This is a genomic window from Flagellimonas rhodophyticola (genome assembly GCF_049332665.1).
GTDB lineage: Bacteria > Bacteroidota > Bacteroidia > Flavobacteriales > Flavobacteriaceae > Flagellimonas.
In genome coordinates this window covers 1517335-1534801 of sequence record NZ_CP186326.1, presented here as the reverse complement: position 1 = coordinate 1534801, position 17467 = coordinate 1517335, and the positions used below count along the sequence as shown (strand labels likewise).

Below are 17467 nucleotides of genomic sequence, written 5' to 3'. Positions count from 1 at the left end.
TTAAAAATCCAGATAACTTACTTGGATGTTAGGTCCCATCACAAAACTCTTCAATACTTCGAGCTCCCTATTGGTGTAAAATTGATGTTCTGAAAGGTTTTTTCGTGATATGGCCAATAGATTTTGTTGCTCCAATACCGCTCTGGTCTGTCGGGCAACTGCCTCTCCTGAGTCTATAATATTTAGGTCTGTAGGGACCATTTTTTGAATTTGGGGAATCAAATAAGGATAATGTGTACAGCCCAATACTAGGCAATCAATCCCGGCCTCCAACATTGGAGCAATATACTTCTGTAGCAAAAGGTAGGTTTCTTTAGCATTTACTTGTCCTCTCTCAATCAAATCGACCAAGCCTGTACCCTCCCGTTCAACGACTTCAATACCGGATGCATGCAATTTGGAAGTATTATGGAAAAGACTGCTGGACAATGTCCCCTTAGTGGCCAAAATTCCAACCTTCTTTGTTTTTGTCTTCAGCGCAGCAGGTTTAATCGCTGGTTCTATACCTACAAATGGAACTTCATAGGTGGTTCTTAAATAATCAATGGCGTTTGTTGTTGCTGTGTTGCACGCGACCACAATCAATTTACAGCCTTTTTCAAGTAGAAGTTCGGTATTCTTAATGCTTAACCTAAGTATTTCTTCTTTAGATTTTGTTCCATATGGGGCATTTTTACCGTCTGCCAGATATATTACGGATTCGTTAGGGAGCATTTTTTGGATCTCTTTCCAAATGGATGTGCCACCTACTCCTGAATCAAAAACGCCTATAGGCTGCTGCATATTCAAAAATAGATACTATTGAATCAATGGAATAAAAAAACCGCTTTTTTCTGTTGAAAGAAGCGGTTTAAAAATATTTTTAAATATGTTTTAGAAGCCCAATTCTTGTTTTACAGCAGGAAGTAAATCTTTTCCTTTTGATACAATTAGGCTAAGCCCTGGGCTAGCATCGATAACGTAATCGAAACCTTGCGCTGCGGCTACTTTTTCAATAGCGGCTTTTGCTTTATCGGAAATAGGAGCGAATAACTCTTGTTGCTTCTTTTGCATCTCCTGAACAGCAACTTGCTCTGCTTCCTGAATATTTTTCTCAAAGCCTTGAAGTTCTAGAGCTCTTTTTTCATTCTCTTCTCGAGATTTAGCACTAGACTCGTTTTGGTATTGTGTTACTTTATTTCTTAACTCGGTCATTGAACTCTCCAAGTCGGCTCTATATGTCTCTTGTAATTTCTTAAGCTCTGCTTGTGCTGATTTCATCTCCGGCATTTCAGACAATAACTGCTGCACATTGATGTGGGCAACCTTGCTCTGCGCATTTACAAAACCCGTAGCGGCAACAAATAAAACTATGGCTACAGCAATTTTCTTTACATTTTTCATGATTCTAAGTTACTATTTTGAATGTTAATTTTAGTGTTTCAATATTTACTGTTGTATTGAATCTTTTTCTTGTTCTTGCGCTTTTTCCCGTTCTTCCAGTTTCGCTTTTCGTTTGGCTTCACGCTCTTCCAATAATTTTTGTCTTCTAGCCTCGTACGCCTTCTTGCGTTCCTCCCTCAATTTTAATTGCTCTGCTCTGCGCTCATCTGCTGATTTTGTTTTGGCATCTCTAGCAGCATCGGCTTTCGCTTGACGCTCCTTTAAGGCTTCACTCACTTCTTTATCATCTTCGGCCTGCTCTTCCTTAAACTTATCCAATCTGCTTTTTTCATTAGCTTTTTTGTTGGATTTGCTCACCTTGCGAGTCCGTGCTATCTCCCTTAAAATCAAGTCACTGATATCGTGTCTTTTTTCGGAGTACAACATTACAACATCTGCCGATTTATCAAAAATAAAATCGTATCTTTTATTTCCGCCTATTTTTTGGACCTCATTGAATACTTGATCTTGTATAGGCTGAATCAAAAGTTGTTTCTGTAAGACCAAATCTCCCTGCGGTCCAAAGCGATCTTGCTGATAGTCGAGCATTTCTGCTTCCAAAATCTGGATTTCCTCTTCGCGTTCCGCAATGAGTTCATCCGTCAACAACACTTTTTCCGCCATCAGGTCCTTCTTCATTTGCTCAACAACACTTTGTTTAAGCTCAATTTCCTGTTTCCATTTGATGGCCTTGGCATCTAGTTGTTCCGTTGCTTCTCTATACTCCTCAACATTTTCAAGGATGTACTCCATATCTACATAACCAATTCGTACACCTCTTTGGGCAAAGCTATTTAGGGATAGCAGTAAAACAATCAATGACAAAAGAACTTTACTATTCATTTTTGATTCCGCTTTTACAAAGAAAATATCGTGCCAAAATAACTAATTAATTCAAAATGAGCTACTTATTAAATTACAAAGCTTGTATTTTCTTATAGTTAAAATTGCTGACCGATAATGAAGTGTGTTTGCCAGCCGCTTGGTCCAACAGAAGATGGATTGGCATCTGTATCAAATCCATACCCAAAATCAATACCCAAGAGACCAAATGCCGGCATAAAAATACGTAGCCCCACTCCGGCAGATCTTTTTAATTGAAACGGATTAAACTCATTAAAATTGTTAAAGGCATTCCCTGCCTCTAAAAAAGAGAGTGCATAGATGGAAGCTGAGGGTTTCAAGGTAAGCGGGTACCTTAACTCCAAAGAGAATTTATTGTAGATAGTACCACCATCCCTTTCATCTTGACCGGTAATCGCATTTCTACTGAACGGAGTCAATGAGCTATTCTCATAACCTCTAAGTTGAATTACATCCCTGCCGTCCAAGGTAAAGTTTCCAAGACCGTCCCCACCTACAAAAAAGCGTTCAAACGGTACGTCCCCTATATCATTGTTATAACTGCCAAGAAAACCAAATTCGGCATTGGTTCGTAGCACCAATTTATCCACCAGGTTCGTGTACCAATCTCCTTTGAACTTGATCTTGTAGAATTCCAACAGTTTAAAACGTTCTTCCTCTAAATTTTCAACCTCACCGCTTAGTTGCACAAATTCGGCTTGTTCTTCTACTGTTCCAATATTAGGCCCACCAATTTCAATCAGTCTGGCTGTTTTTTCATCGATTTGGGTTCGGATGTCCTTAAAGTCCTTATTTCCAAAAAGTGAATATGGAGGTGTAAACTTAGCCGTTAACTCAAAGTTTGAACCTCGAAGTGGAAATATTCTACTTGGTCCTTGAGAACTTCTTGAAATCCCCAAAGTATAGCTCAACGAATTGGAACTACCATTACCAAAGTTGAAAAGTCCGTTGTTGAAATTGTTAAAATCGTATAATTGATAAGCTAAGGAATGGGAGATGGTGAAGAAATCATCTGGCCACTGAACCCTTTTTGCCAACCCTGCCGAAATTCCTGTAATCGCAAAACCTCTACTCTTATCTACATCAAACCTGCCGCTGTTATTAAAACTAGTAGCAAATTGTTGGGTTCTCGATAGGGATAGATTAAATCGAACTGGTTTTTTGCCACCTAGCCATGGTTCCGAAAAATTCAGACTGTAGACCCTAAACGTTCTACTGGCCTGTAATCGAAGTGAAAAGGTCTGTCCATCACCCATAGGGACAGGTTTGTAAGCTTCACCGTTGAAAATATTTTTTAATGAGAAGTTGCTGAACGAAAGCCCCAGGGTTCCGATGAATCCACCTCCACCAAAACCACCTTGAAGTTCAATTTGGCTGGAACCTGATTCTACTAGACTATAATTTATATCAACAGTACCTGCATTTGGGTCCGGGTTTTGAATGTCTGGAGCAATTTGTTCCGCATCAAAAAATCCAAGTTGTCCCAATTCACGGATACTCCTTACAATGTTATCCTTGCTGTATTTTTGACCAGGTTTTGTGCGCAACTCCCTAAAGATTACGTGGTCATTGGTCTTGTCATTCCCAGTAACAGTTACGTGATCCAAAAAGGTTTCTTTACCTTCTATAATCCGGATTTCAAAGTTGATGGTATCATTAATTGCCGAAACTTCAACTGGGTTGATACTTGAGAATAGGTAGCCATTGTTCTGATATAGATTGGTAAGATCTTCTCCATCAGGCTTTGAATCATCTGCGATTCGTTTTTTGAGTAGTACTCCATTATAGGTTTGCCCTTTTCGAATACCTAAAACTTGGCTCAATATTCTGTCAGAATACACCGTGTTTCCAACGAAATTCACGTCTCCGAAATAGTATTTATTTCCTTCTTCAACATCAATCTTTAAATCGATGCTGTTTTCATCTACCTTGATAAAGGTGTCCGACAACACTCTTGCATCTCTATAACCTCTTTCGGCATAGGTATCTATAAGGCTGGATAAATCTTCCTTGTAGTCTTCTTCAATATATTTTGACTTTTTCCAAAAACGATAGAATTTTCGTTTTTTGGTCTTTTTCAAAGATTTTAATAGTCTTTTGTCAGGCAGTTGCTCATTGCCTCCAAAAACAATATTCCTGATTTTTACTTTATCTCCCTTTTTTACATTGATCACCATACTTTGGGAGTTAGCGCCCACGGTGTCATTCGCCGTTGCAATGGTTACCCTAGCATTAAGAAAACCCTGTTTTTTATATTTGTTCTGGAGATAGTTTTTGGTATTGGCAATTAAACTTTCCGTTATTTTCTTACCCTTTTTAAGGTCGGTATCGTTCAAAATGTCTTCTACCTTCCGCTTTTTTACGCCATAAACAGTAACATTGCTAAGTGTTGGCCTTTCAAGAATACTAAGTTCAAGGAATATTTGATCGCCTTCGATTTTGGTATAGTAGAACTCAACATTACTGAATAATTCTAAACTCCATAATTTCTTAATTACAGCACTTATTTCTTCACCCGGAATGGTAATCGGTTGCCCAACACGAAGTCCCGTATAGGTTTTTACGGTTTGTTCGTTATAGCTTTGAAGACCCGTTACAGTTAGTCCACCTAAAATATAATCCTTACCATTCTCAAAAGAGGTGTCCTGTGCAAAGCTTTGGCCCGTGTAAAGTAAAAGAAGGAGTAGTTTTAAGTATAGTTGGGTGGTATTTTTTATAACCTTAGTTAAGTTGTTCGCTTGTTTTTCCAAATCGTCGTTCTCTATTTTGGTAACTTAATATTGCCTCTACCAAATGATGTTCACTAAAATCGGGCCAAAATACGTCAATAAAATGTAATTCGGCGTATGCTATCTGCCAAAGTAAAAAATTGCTTATCCTTTGTTCACCACTGGTTCGGATAAGCAAGTCCACATCTGGCATGAAATGCGTGTAAAGATGAGTATTTATAACGGTTTCGTCAATATTTTCAGGTGAAATTATGCTATTTTTAACTTTGATACTGATTTCCTTAACTACTGATTTTAATTCCTCACGAGAGCCATAGCTTAGCGCTATCGTAAGTGTCATTCCAGTGTTATCCTTGGTTTTGGAAATTACTTCCGCCAGCTCTTTTTGTGCTTTCTTGGGCAAGGAATCAAGATTTCCAATAGTCCTAAGTCTGATATTATTCTTATGAAGCCTTTTCCATTCTTTTCGAAGTGAAGTCACCAAAAGTCGCATCAAAGTTTCGACCTCGAGTTTTGGTCTATTCCAATTTTCAGTTGAAAAGGCATAAAGCGTAAGAAATTCTATTTGGAGTTTTGCGCAATTTTCAACGGTCTTCCTGACCGCTTCTACCCCATTCTCATGTCCAAAAATCCTAAGTTTGCCGCGTTGTTTGGCCCACCTACCATTGCCGTCCATTATAACGGCAATATGTTTTGGAAGTTTGTCTTTGTCTACGTCCTCTAGTGTGTGCATTTTATTGAAAACAATCCTGGCAAGGTTTGCGCCCAAAGGTATACGTTAATGTTATACCTGAAAAGACGTACCAGTCATCGCTCAATATATTTCCGAATCTAAATTGCTCAAAATTGGATCCTTCCGGGTTACTTCCGTCCAAATTGTCCGTAAATGTGTACCTGGCCCCAATTTCTGCACCTAGAATCAAAAATTGATTCAAACGATACTTCGCCCCTACCGTCATTGGAATTGCAAAACTACCGTCTTTTTGGTTAATATCCTGCACTTGAAGGGCATCAAAATAATTAAAATCGTATCTAAAGTAGGTGAAACCCGTATAAAGATAGGGAGTAAAAGCTGGTCCAAGCTTATGAAGATTGTACTCTACAAAGTTAAATTCCAATCCCGCGGAGAATTCCAAGACGGAATTATCTATACTATACTGTCGTTGGCGTCGTGAAGATTTGCTGGATTTGGAGTCATCTGCGGTAAATGTTCCATAAAGCACACTTGCTCTCCACGCATACCTCTTGCTTTTATTCCATTTAAAAAGTCCTCCAAAGGCGGGGCCGGATGGCAAAATATAGTTTGTTCGCCCCACATCACCAATCATGTTGGTTCCTCCCGCAAAAAGACCAATCTCATAAGTCTGGGCGTTGACATTAAACACGCAGCAGAGTACAATAGCCAAAACTATCCGCATACAATCAAAAAATTAAACATATTAGAGGTAAAGGAAAGTCTATATGGTATACTGTTAGAATGTTCTCTTTTGATAAACAGTTTTTAGCTTCTTTTATTGTTTTTGTTAGACTCAATTCCGTCTATCTTCACCCCAAAGCAATTTATTCCGAAGTGTTTTCAAGAAGCTTTCTGAAGTATATTCAATCATTTTGATGGTGAAATTTGATTTTTTCACCTTGATTTCCTTACCATTCGGAATATCTGCTATCCTAGAATCCAAGGATACCAAATGGGTTTCTTCACGTCCAGAAACCTTTAATCTTATTTGGGTGTCATCTGATATTACCAAAGGACGAGCATTAAGATTATGGGGTGCAATAGGGGTCAAAACCAAAGATTTTGCTGTTGGTTCTATTACCGGTCCCCCACAACTCAAGGAATAACCAGTCGATCCTGTCGGTGTTGATACGATCAAGCCATCTGCCCAGTAAGAAGTTAAATATTCCCCATTCAGGTAGGTTTCCACATTGATCATCGAAGTGGTATCCTTTCGGCTTACTGTAACTTCATTTAGAGCAAAGTTGAGTTCACCTATCTCATCGAGATCGGAATTAACTTCTACCTCAACAAGGCTACGTTCTTCTATTTTATAATTGCCCGCAGTAAATTCCGTTACCACCTTGCGCACATCTTCTTTTTTGAAAGTGGATAAAAAACCCAATCGACCCGTGTTTACTCCCACAATAGGAATTCCCAAATCCTTTACATAGGTTACAGCCCTAAGCATGGTTCCGTCTCCTCCAAAACTTACAAATATGTCGAAGGATGAATCTAGGCCAGCATCCTGCGAAAAGGCTCCATAATCAAATTTTGGAATATACTTGGACACCAAGTCATCAAATCCCGTTTCCATAAAAACAGAGGCATTGACCTTCTTTAGTTCTTCCAATAACGCTATAATGTAGGCTTTGTCTTCTTCTTGAAAACTCTGGCCGAAGATGGCTACTTTCATGTTACACGTTAAGGTATTTTTCCAAGTAGTCTGACCGTTGTTTTAAATCTTCCAAAAACTGGTCGTCGCTATTGCCGAAAACAATGGTATAGTTGTATCTTCTAAAGGTCTGGGCCACGTCATTAAGATTTTCCGAACCGACTTTTAATGTTATTTCAACAATATCATTCTGTGAATCGGTAATAAAAGCGCCTAATAAGCGTGCATTGTTCCCTTCGACAATTTGTGCTATTTCACTAAATGAATAATCCTTTACCCCAATGGAAACTACCAGAATACCCCCTGGCTCCCTAAAAAAAGGCGTATTGATAAAGACTGACACCACATCTTCCAAATCATAATATCCAACAATGATTTCATTTTTATCAAGAACAGGTAGAATATTGGCCTCATTTCTAGAAAACATTTCCAAAACATCTAACCATGAGGTTTCTTTGGTCACAAAAAAAGTTTCAAGTTCAAATCGGAAATCCTCAATCTTTTTATCCGGCTCAAAGCAGGCCAAATCGTTCTCAGAAAGTAATCCTATAAAAGCCCCGTTCTCTGTCACAGCTACATGGGAAAAAGTTGTTTCCTCAAAAAACTGAATAATCTCTTTCAAAGTCTCAGAGACCTCAAAAATGGGGACAGTGGATATGATTTGACTTTGAATTTGCATAACAAATTTTTCAGGTGCAAAATACTAATTTTAAATCGCAAAAGGCGTGCCTAATTCTTATTTTTGACGTTCAAAATTGGAATACATGACAAAACTTAGTGTCAATATTAATAAACTCGCAACCCTAAGAAATTCACGAGGAGGCAACACGCCCAACCTTTTAAAGTCTGCCGCAGACATTGAATCCTATGGAGCACAGGGCATAACCATTCATCCAAGACCAGATGAACGGCACATACGATATAGTGACGCCTATGAGCTTAAAAAGGTAGTTACAACAGAATATAATATAGAGGGCAACCCCATTCCGAAGTTCATTGATTTGGTGTTGGAGGTCAAACCCACACAGGTCACTTTAGTACCAGATGCTGAGGATGCCATAACGTCCAATGCCGGTTGGGACACCATTAAACATCGGGATTTCCTAATCGATGTAATTAAGACTTTTAAGAACAATGACATCAGGACTTCAATTTTTGTAGACCCAAGCGTTGAAATGGTAAGAGGAGCAGCAGAAACGGGAACTGACCGGATTGAATTGTACACAGAGAGCTTCGCCCATGATTTTGCTCATGGCAAGAAGACAGAAGGAATCCAACCCTTTGTTAAAGCTGCCGAAATGGCAAGCGAAGTAGGGCTAGGCATCAATGCGGGACATGATCTTAACCTAGAAAATATTCAATTTTTCAAAAAAAATATCCCAAACCTCCTAGAAGTATCCATAGGACACGCGCTCATTTGCGAATCACTCTATTTAGGTTTGGAAAATGTAGTCAATATGTATTTACACCGATTGAAATAATGGAGTTATTACATTCAAAAATTATAGGCGAAGGAAAACCCATAATAATCCTACATGGTTTTTTGGGCATGTCAGATAATTGGAAAACGCTTGCCAACCAATATATACAACATGGGTTTCAGGTGCATCTGGTCGATCAACGCAATCATGGGAAAAGTTTTCATTCGGAAGATTTTGACTATGAATTTATGAGCGAAGACATCCTTAACTATATGGACTTTCACCACATAGGAGCAGCAAATATTATTGGACATTCCATGGGAGGCAAGACTGCAATGCAATTGGCAGTTTCAGTTCCCGAAAGAATACACAAACTGCTTGTGGCAGATATTGCCCCTAAATACTACCCTCCGCATCATCAACCCATAATAGATGCATTGGCCAAACTCGACTTGGCAACAATCGGAAGTAGGAAAGAAGCTGACGAAGTACTTTCCCAATATTTACCAGAGTTTGGCATACGCCAATTCCTATTAAAGAATTTACATTGGATAGAAGCGGGGAAATTGGGATTTCGCTTCAATTTTGAAGTTCTTAAGGATAAAATGGATGAAATCGGTGAAAACATAAGTTCCACATCCAAATTCGAAGGTCCTGCACTGTTTTTGCGCGGAGATCGTTCAGAATATATTCTTCAGAATGACCTTCTTGAGATAAAAAAACACTTTCCAAATGCCGAAATAGACACTGTATCCAATGCAGGTCATTGGTTGCATGCCGAAAACCCAAAACAGTTTTTCGAAAAATCACTACACTTTCTAAATTCCTAAAATTACTAGCTTTTTATTATGCATGCATAATTTTTTTACCCATTTTATTGTCTGTATAACAAATTTCACCTAGTTTTGGTAGCATTGGTTTGAACATAAAACTAACTTAAGCTAACACAAAACAGATTTGAATATGAAAAAGTTATATGCCCTGCTCCCCTTTTTAGGGATATTCCTGATTGCATGTGAAGATGATGAATCTCCGATAGTAACACAACCGGATCCCGATCCTATTGTTTACACTGCCGGTTCGGCAAATTTCTCGAATTATATTTCTGTCGGAAACTCACTGACAGCAGGTTTTTCTGATAATGCATTGTTCCGTGATGGACAATTAGCTTCTCTTCCCGTTATGCTGGCTTCAAATTTTGATTTGGTAGGCGGAGGAGAGTTTAATGTTCCCTTTATGGCGGACAATCTAGGCGGATTGACCCTTCAAGGAAATCCTATCAGCGGAAACAGACTGATTCTCGCATTTACCGCGGATGGTCCTGCGCCAACTCCTGTTACTGGGGCTGGAACTACTGAGGTTTCTACAAAGTTAACAGGCTCTTTCAACAATTTTGGAATTCCCGGTGCCAAAAGCTATGAATTATTGGCTCCTGGCTATGGAAGTGTTGCTGGAGTTGCATTAGGACTGGCCAACCCATATTTTGCTCGTTTTTCTTCAGCAGAAGATGCAACGGTAATTGGAGATGCAGCCGCTCAAGGAGCTACGTTTTTCTCTGCTTGGGTAGGTGCAAACGACATACTTTTATATGCCACCAATGGTGGTTCAGGAGTTGATCAAACAGGAAATCTGAATCCTGCTACGTACAATAGAAATGACATCACAGACCCAAATGTTTTTGCCGGTTCTTTAAATGGCATTCTAATGGCTATGACTGCCGGAGGAGCAGATGGAGTTATCGCAAACATTCCAAATGTTACGGATATTCCATTCTTTACTACAGTACCTTTCGCTCCATTGGATCCTACGAATCCCGCATTCGGACCTCAGATTCCCGTTTTAAACGCGCAGTTTGCCGGATTGAATCTAGTATTCCAAGCTTTAGGGGTTCCTGAAAGACAATTTACTTTCTCAGATTCAGCAGCAAGTGCTGTGATTATCAAAGATGAAGACTTGGCAGATTTGTCAGGAGCAATCACTACAGCTCTTGTTATGAATGGTGTAGATGTCGGAACTGCAGGTGTAACAGGTTTATTATACGGTCAGGCGCGTCAGGCTAATGAGAATGATTTATTGGTCCTTACGAGCAGCTCTGAAATTGCAACCTTAAATGAAGATGCTTTTGCCATGTTACAAGGCCTTGGTGTTGATCCAGCGACAGCCGGACAATTATCCGTAAACGGGGTTACTTTCCCACTAGAAGATCAATGGGTTCTGACCCCTGAAGAACAAACCGCAATTGAAGATGCTCGCACAGCATATAATGCTACCATAGCAGGATTGGCAACCCAATATGATTTGGCCCTTGTTGATGCTAGCACTTTACTTTCCGATTTGAATGCAAATGGAATAGCTTTAGCAGATGGAAGTACAGTAACATCAACTTTTGCAACCGGAGGAGGCTTCTCTTTGGATGGCGTTCATCCAGCTCCAAGAGGATATGCTATATTGGCCAATGCATTTATTGAGGCCATCAACACAAAATTTGGCTCCAACCTCCCCGGAGTAAATCCTTTGGATTTCACGGGACTTTATATCGATTAGAAAACACTACTCAAATTCACTATATTAAAGGCACCGTTTTGTGGTGCCTTTCTTTTTCAAAAATATTGAGCTTATGAAATTTATTTTAAGACTTCTCCTAAATGCATTAGCAGTGGTAATCCTATCTTATATCTTACCAGGAGTAGGTGTAGATTCGCCAACCACCGCAATAATTGTAGCTTTGGTTTTGGGTATACTGAATTTTTTGGTCAAACCTCTCTTAATAGTCCTTACACTCCCCATAACCATTGTCACTCTGGGTTTGTTTCTTTTAATTATAAATGCCATCATTATTCTTATTGCTGCTCATTTTATCTCTGGGTTTGAAGTATCAAGCATATGGTGGGCCATTCTTTTTAGTCTTCTGCTATCGTTTTTACAGTCTATTTTACACTCCATACTTAAAGAGGATAAAAAGAAATGATTTAGTTTGGGCCTCAATGTTTTAAAAACTTGCTGTCAATCAGAAAATGCATTACTTTTGCCACCCATTTTTGAATAGCAAATTAGGTAGGAGATGAATATCACAAAAGAGCAGATTGACGAGCTGAATGCAGTTGTAAAAGTTGCCATAAGCAAGGATGACTATCAAGACAAAGTAGAAAAAATCCTTAAGGACTACAGAAAACAAGCAAATATTCCTGGTTTTCGCAAGGGGCAAGTACCCATGGGACTTATTAAAAAGCAATATGGTAAGGCCGTATTGGTAGACGAGGTGAACAAATTGTTGCAGGATAACCTCAATAAATATCTTACTGAAGAAAAATTGGATGTTTTGGGCAATCCATTACCAAAACAACAAGAAGATTTTGATTGGGACAATGATAATCTTGATTTCGAATTTGAATTGGGTCTTGCGCCAAATTTTGAGGTAAAAGTAAAAACCAAAAAAGCAGTCACCCAATACAAAATTGTTGCAGATAAAAAGATGATCCAAGAACAAATGGATCGCATCCGGAAACAATATGGAAAATTAGTTTCAAAAACAGAAGCTGGAAAATCGGATGAAATTACCGGAGTCTTTGTAAATGAAGCTGAAGAGATTGAAAATAAAACCACAATAGAGTTAGATAAGGTCAAAGCGAAAAAAGCATTGGAAGCTCTTGTAGGGAAAAAAGTTGGAGATACCGTTCAACTAAAAACAAAGGGACTTTTCAAGGAAGACTATCTGTTGACCAGTGCACTAGGTATCAACAAGGAAAAATCTGAAAAATTAAATATCGAGGTTGCCTTCACTATTGAAGAAATCAATGAGCGCCAACCCGCTGACCTTGACCAAGAATTGTTCGATAAGTTATTTGGAAAGGACAATGTAAAATCGGAAAAGGAACTTCGCGAAAAAATTAAGGAAGATTCGGAAAAGCAATTTGAACAACAGTCCGATCAAAAACTGCTGAACGATATCACCGAAAAACTTATCGATGATACCAAGTTTGATCTTCCATCGGAGTTTTTACAAAAATGGATTCAGGTAAGTGGTGAAAATCCATTATCAGATGATCAGGCCAAAGAAGAGTTTGAAAAATCTGAAAAAGGACTTCGATATCAACTTATAGAAGGTAAAATCATTAAGGAAAATGACCTTCAAGTTCAATTCGACGAATTGAAAGAATTTTCCAAAGGTTTTATCAAATCACAGATGGCGCAATACGGTCATTTAGACCCCCAAGAAGAAGAGTTGGAGAATATTGCCAATCGCATTATGGGGAACCAAGATGAAGTCAAAAGGCTTTCTGAACAGTTGATGAGTCAAAAACTATTGACTTTCTACAAAGAACATGCAAACCTCAAAGTAAAAGAGGTTACGTATGATGACTTTGTTAAAGAAGCCTATAGCTAGATTGAGCTAAAAAGAAAATTAAGTATCTTTACGGTGCCGAAAGCTCAGTTTTCGGCACCTTTTTTTTAAGCAAAATCGAAGAAAATCCTATGGATTACGGAACAGAATTCAAAAAATACGCTACCAAACATCACGGAATAAACAGCATGTACTATGACCAAATCGTAAGTAGTATGCATCCCGTGGGCATGACCCCTAATATTATCGAGGAAAGACAATTGAATGCCATTGCCATGGATGTTTTTTCAAGGTTAATGATGGACAGAATCATCTTTTTGGGCACTGGAATCAATGATCAAGTGGCCAATATAGTTCAAGCACAGTTGCTCTTTTTGGAAAGTGCAGACGCCGTCAAGGATATTCAAATTTATATCAATTCACCAGGTGGGAGTGTTTATGCCGGTCTTGGAATCTATGATACCATGCAGTTTATCAAACCTGATGTTGCCACCATTTGCACAGGTATAGCTGCCTCCATGGCCGCAGTATTGTTATGTGCTGGTGAAAAAGGGAAACGAAGTGGGCTATCCCATTCAAGGGTTATGATCCATCAGCCTTTATCAGGTGCACAAGGACAGGCTAGTGATATTGAAATCGCTGCCAAGGAAGTTCTTAAAATAAAAGACGAATTATATCATATCATAGCTAATCACTCAGGACAATCATTCGATAAGGTCTATGAAGACAGTGATCGTGATTACTGGATGAGGGCTCCTGAAGCCAAAAAATATGGTATGATCGACGAAATATTGGTAAGGGATAAGTCCTAAAACCGTACTAAGAAGTCAAAAAAAGACCATCGACAACAAACAAAATCTATATTTTTTACGTTATTAGTGGTTGAACTTTAAATGTTTATATGGCAAAGGAAAACTTGGAATGTTCTTTTTGTGGTAGAAAAAAACCTGAGACCAATCTTCTTATAGCTGGTCTTGACGCACATATTTGCGACAGATGTATTGAACAGGCCCATAGTATTGTAGCGGAGGAATCTAAACAATCTAAAAACCAAGATCTGTCTTCAGAATTGGTCTTGAAAAAACCAATCGAGATCAGAGACTTTCTGGACACTTTTGTTATTGGACAAGAGCGCACCAAAAAGGTGATGTCCGTTGCCGTATATAACCATTACAAAAGACTTCTTCAGCCCAAAAGCTCAGAAGATGACGTAGAGATCCAAAAGAGTAACATCGTTATGGTAGGGCAAACAGGAACTGGAAAAACCCTGATTGCCAAAACTATAGCACGTATGCTCAACGTTCCATTAGCCATTGTTGATGCTACTGTATTAACAGAGGCGGGTTACGTAGGTGAAGATGTAGAAAGTATACTAACCAGATTACTGCAAGCCGCAGATTATAACCTGGAAAAGGCGGAAAGAGGCATCGTTTTTATCGATGAGATAGATAAAATTGCCCGTAAAAGTGATAATCCTTCCATTACTCGTGATGTTTCTGGCGAGGGTGTTCAGCAAGGGCTGCTAAAATTATTGGAAGGAACAGTAGTCAATGTTCCGCCTAAAGGTGGAAGAAAACATCCTGATCAGAAGTTCATTGAGGTCAATACAGAAAACATTCTTTTTGTTGCGGGAGGAGCCTTCGATGGTATTGAACGTATTATCACCAAACGCCTAAACATGCAAGCGGTGGGTTACAGTGCTTCAAAAGCGGAAGATCGTTTGGATAACGAAAATATCCTTCAATATATAATTCCAAAAGATTTAAAGGAATTTGGACTAATTCCTGAAATTATTGGTAGACTCCCAGTGCTTACACATATGAATCCTTTGGATTCAAAAACATTAAGAGCTATTCTGACCGAGCCAAAAAATGCCATTATCAAACAATATGAGAAATTGTTTCTGATGGATGGCATTACGTTTAGCATTACCGAACAGGCTTTAAACTATATTGTAGAAAAAGCGGTGGAATATAAACTAGGTGCCAGAGGCTTGCGTTCGCTATGCGAAGCCGTTTTCACGGATGCAATGTTTGCCTTGCCAAGTAGCGAAGAAAAAGAATTTAAAGTCACCAAGGCTTATGCGGAAGAAAAGCTCTCGCACGAGACCATTAAAAAATTAAAAGCGGTTTCCTAAACTACACTGCTTTTTTGGTCACTTTATCTAAAAGTTCCAAACAAACTTCAGCAATGATTTTTTCGTCGGAGTATAACTGATGCCCAAAATTGGGAACCACATGAAGTTCAGTTCCCATCTCATCTGCCCATTCATTTCCGGGGCGAAATTCGTCTTTGCCTCCATAAATTAAATTCGTGGGCACATCTGGCTTTTCATTTTCCAATCGTATTCTGGTAGGAGAAATTGCCGTCAGTGATTTCATAGGCAAACCTTTCAATGCGGCTTTCCATGCAATGGTACCTCCAGTACTGAATGCTAAATAATGACTCGCTTCATTTTCCTTTTTAAGCAAATGAGCAACTGCCGTATCAATTCCGCCGTCAACAAAAGCTTTGTGAATGTTTTCTTCCGTGGAAACAGGTGTATCTATATTGCCCAATTGTTGGCAATCATAAAATACGATATCATAATATTGTTGTAGGTACCCAAAATAAGAAGTAATCCAGAGTCCTTTTTTTACCCCCCACATATCGGAGATGATAACAAGTTTTTCAGCCATAACTTTACTAATATTCGGTTTATTAAGATGAGGGAACTCAAAATATCTGAACCAAACTTCAGTCATTAACGTTAAAAATCCTGATTTATTTGTCCAAAATTAAAGATTGTTCGATGAACGGCATTCATTTACGAAAACGTTTTCGTTAATTTCTTCGAATATTGGTTAAAAGTGTCATTGTTGTTCCAAACTATCAATACCCAAAGTCAATACCTCCCAAAGAAGGCCCTTCAATGATTAGATGAATTGTGCCAACTGTAATAACAGTAGCCACAGCCATTAAAAGACTTTTCCCTACTGAGAACTTTCGTTTTTTCACCTCCCAAACATCCTTGTAGGCTATTTGAATTTCTCTCCCATCTGAAAGACCAACAATGCCAGTTTCGGTTAATCCAGTTATTTTCACTTTAACATACTTGTCTTCGTCCCTATCTAATTTGAGTTTATATTTTTTGCCCACTACAAGCGGTTCTTTAGTGTTGTTTAAATTTTTATAGGAGTGACAACTTTGTAGTAATAGACAAAGCAAAAAAGCAATACTAATGGTTCGCATGATTAAATTGTTTTTTGGTTACATTCAAAACTATTGGACCATGAGAAAAGAGATGTCCTATAATCTCTCATTTGGAAAAATCCGGACGAATGCTACTTAGAAGATTAACCTCGGTACTGTGATGGTGTTTTACCCGTTATCTTTTTGAATGATTGGTAAAAAGTGGACTTTGAGTTGAAACCACATTCCAAACCTATGGCTACAATGGTGTAGGCTTCAAAGTCAGGGTCTTTTAATATTCTCTTTGATTCGTTTACCCTAAGCGTATTTATATAATCCGAAAAATGGAGTTGTTCTTCATTGATAACCTTGGATAAAGTACTCACACCAATTTGCAATGCTGATGCCACTGTATTCAAACTTAGATTGGGGTCTAGAAAAAGTTTGTTTTCAAGGATAAAAGAATCAAACTGATCAAAGGTGAACTTCCCACGGGTTTTTTTTGTCTCAGACGAAAATACATTCTCCCCCTTATTAGGAGCAAGAATCGCCCTCAACGCTACTCTATCTTTTAGCAACCTATATCTGAAGAACGCTTTATAAGCCACCCAATAAATCAATATCGAAGAAGTCAATCTTAAAGGATAATATGAATACGGAGGTTTTACTATGTGCAACACACTGTTAAGTAGGACTGCAATCCCCCAAAAAAGAAATACTAAAGCACCCCATCTTAAAAAGTGTACAATCCAAATAAGATTATCATAAACCAAAATTTCCGCATACTGCCCCCTATGTCTTTTAAGTAACAGAACACATTTAGTGTAGAGGTAAACGGAATAGACCAAGGTTAAGAAGTCCTCTAGAAGATTGTACTTATGCAGCAAATCTATCGGTGTAGTTTCTCCAATCACGGAAACTATCAAGTACCATCGAATTGAAGATGCTACCAAGAAAAAGGCAATCCCTTGTTTTATCAAGTTGGACTTTTTACTTTCCATCCCCAGATAATGTAGCAGAAATGTATAAAAGGCAGGTACGATAAGTATGTACCACGGTATTGTTAGGTAGGTTGATATATTGCCATACTCCAGAATGTTTTTATCAATCAACCAGGACTGGAGGTTG

General features: G+C 38.6%; 18 protein-coding genes. 7 read left to right on the top strand and 11 right to left on the bottom strand.

Annotated features, from left to right (window positions below):
- From murI to ACOKFG_RS06820, 8 genes are all read right to left on the bottom strand, one after another.
- Positions 1-783: a glutamate racemase gene (murI, locus tag ACOKFG_RS06855; protein WP_422862090.1), complete on the bottom strand. Its 783-nt coding sequence runs from the start codon at positions 781-783 to the stop codon at positions 1-3.
- A 90-nt stretch (positions 784-873) separates the two neighbouring features.
- A complete protein-coding gene (locus ACOKFG_RS06850) occupies positions 874-1383 on the bottom strand; it encodes an OmpH family outer membrane protein (RefSeq protein WP_298794265.1) in 510 nt (169 codons plus the stop codon).
- Positions 1384-1428: 45 nt separating this feature from the next.
- Positions 1429-2265 (bottom strand): OmpH family outer membrane protein, encoded by an 837-nt coding sequence (locus ACOKFG_RS06845; RefSeq protein WP_422862089.1) that lies wholly within the window; start codon positions 2263-2265, stop codon positions 1429-1431.
- Between the two features lie 98 nt (positions 2266-2363).
- Positions 2364-5036 carry a POTRA domain-containing protein gene (locus tag ACOKFG_RS06840; RefSeq protein WP_298794261.1) on the bottom strand — a complete coding sequence of 891 codons (2673 nt, stop codon included), beginning with the start codon at positions 5034-5036 and terminating at the stop codon, positions 2364-2366.
- Positions 5008-5748, bottom strand: a complete 741-nt coding sequence (locus tag ACOKFG_RS06835; RefSeq protein WP_298794259.1) for an isoprenyl transferase — start codon at positions 5746-5748, stop codon at positions 5008-5010. Before ACOKFG_RS06835 ends, ACOKFG_RS06840 begins: the two co-directional genes overlap by 29 nt.
- A gap of 1 nt (position 5749) precedes the next feature.
- Positions 5750-6433, bottom strand: a complete 684-nt coding sequence (locus tag ACOKFG_RS06830) for a DUF6089 family protein (protein WP_298794257.1) — start codon at positions 6431-6433, stop codon at positions 5750-5752.
- Between the two features lie 111 nt (positions 6434-6544).
- Entirely contained in the window at positions 6545-7426 is an 882-nt protein-coding gene (locus tag ACOKFG_RS06825) for an NAD kinase (protein WP_298794255.1), read from the bottom strand.
- A 1-nt stretch (position 7427) separates the two neighbouring features.
- Positions 7428-8084 carry a CBS domain-containing protein gene (locus tag ACOKFG_RS06820; protein WP_299488397.1) on the bottom strand — a complete coding sequence of 219 codons (657 nt, stop codon included), beginning with the start codon at positions 8082-8084 and terminating at the stop codon, positions 7428-7430.
- 85 nt (positions 8085-8169) lie between these two features.
- On the opposite strand from ACOKFG_RS06820, the gene ACOKFG_RS06815 reads away from it, so the two are divergent.
- From ACOKFG_RS06815 to clpX, 7 genes are all read left to right on the top strand, one after another.
- Positions 8170-8886, top strand: a complete 717-nt coding sequence (locus ACOKFG_RS06815) for a pyridoxine 5'-phosphate synthase (RefSeq protein WP_422862088.1) — start codon at positions 8170-8172, stop codon at positions 8884-8886.
- On the top strand, positions 8886-9656 hold the full coding sequence (locus ACOKFG_RS06810; protein ID WP_299488404.1) for an alpha/beta fold hydrolase: 771 nt from the start codon (positions 8886-8888) through the stop codon (positions 9654-9656). Before ACOKFG_RS06815 ends, ACOKFG_RS06810 begins: the two co-directional genes overlap by 1 nt.
- Before the next feature lie 133 nt (positions 9657-9789).
- On the top strand, positions 9790-11370 hold the full coding sequence (locus tag ACOKFG_RS06805; protein WP_298794249.1) for a G-D-S-L family lipolytic protein: 1581 nt from the start codon (positions 9790-9792) through the stop codon (positions 11368-11370).
- Between the two features lie 73 nt (positions 11371-11443).
- Positions 11444-11794, top strand: a complete 351-nt coding sequence (locus tag ACOKFG_RS06800; protein ID WP_298794247.1) for a phage holin family protein — start codon at positions 11444-11446, stop codon at positions 11792-11794.
- 93 nt (positions 11795-11887) lie between these two features.
- A complete protein-coding gene (tig, locus tag ACOKFG_RS06795; protein WP_299488409.1) occupies positions 11888-13210 on the top strand; it encodes a trigger factor in 1323 nt (440 codons plus the stop codon).
- Positions 13211-13299: 89 nt separating this feature from the next.
- Positions 13300-13980: an ATP-dependent Clp endopeptidase proteolytic subunit ClpP gene (gene clpP, locus ACOKFG_RS06790; RefSeq protein ID WP_298794243.1), complete on the top strand. Its 681-nt coding sequence runs from the start codon at positions 13300-13302 to the stop codon at positions 13978-13980.
- Between the two features lie 89 nt (positions 13981-14069).
- A complete protein-coding gene (gene clpX / locus ACOKFG_RS06785; RefSeq protein WP_298794242.1) occupies positions 14070-15305 on the top strand; it encodes an ATP-dependent Clp protease ATP-binding subunit ClpX in 1236 nt (411 codons plus the stop codon).
- Between the two features lies 1 nt (position 15306).
- On the opposite strand, the gene ACOKFG_RS06780 is transcribed toward clpX, so the two are convergent.
- The 3 genes from ACOKFG_RS06780 to ACOKFG_RS06770 all read right to left on the bottom strand — a co-directional run bounded on the left by ACOKFG_RS06780 (position 15307) and on the right by ACOKFG_RS06770 (position 17340).
- Complete coding sequence (locus ACOKFG_RS06780; protein WP_298794241.1) at positions 15307-15846, bottom strand: hypothetical protein; 540 nt, start codon at positions 15844-15846, stop codon at positions 15307-15309.
- A 193-nt stretch (positions 15847-16039) separates the two neighbouring features.
- On the bottom strand, positions 16040-16399 hold the full coding sequence (locus ACOKFG_RS06775; protein ID WP_298794240.1) for a hypothetical protein: 360 nt from the start codon (positions 16397-16399) through the stop codon (positions 16040-16042).
- A gap of 104 nt (positions 16400-16503) precedes the next feature.
- On the bottom strand, positions 16504-17340 hold the full coding sequence (locus ACOKFG_RS06770; protein WP_422862087.1) for a helix-turn-helix domain-containing protein: 837 nt from the start codon (positions 17338-17340) through the stop codon (positions 16504-16506).
- Between the last annotated feature and the right edge of the window lie 127 nt (positions 17341-17467).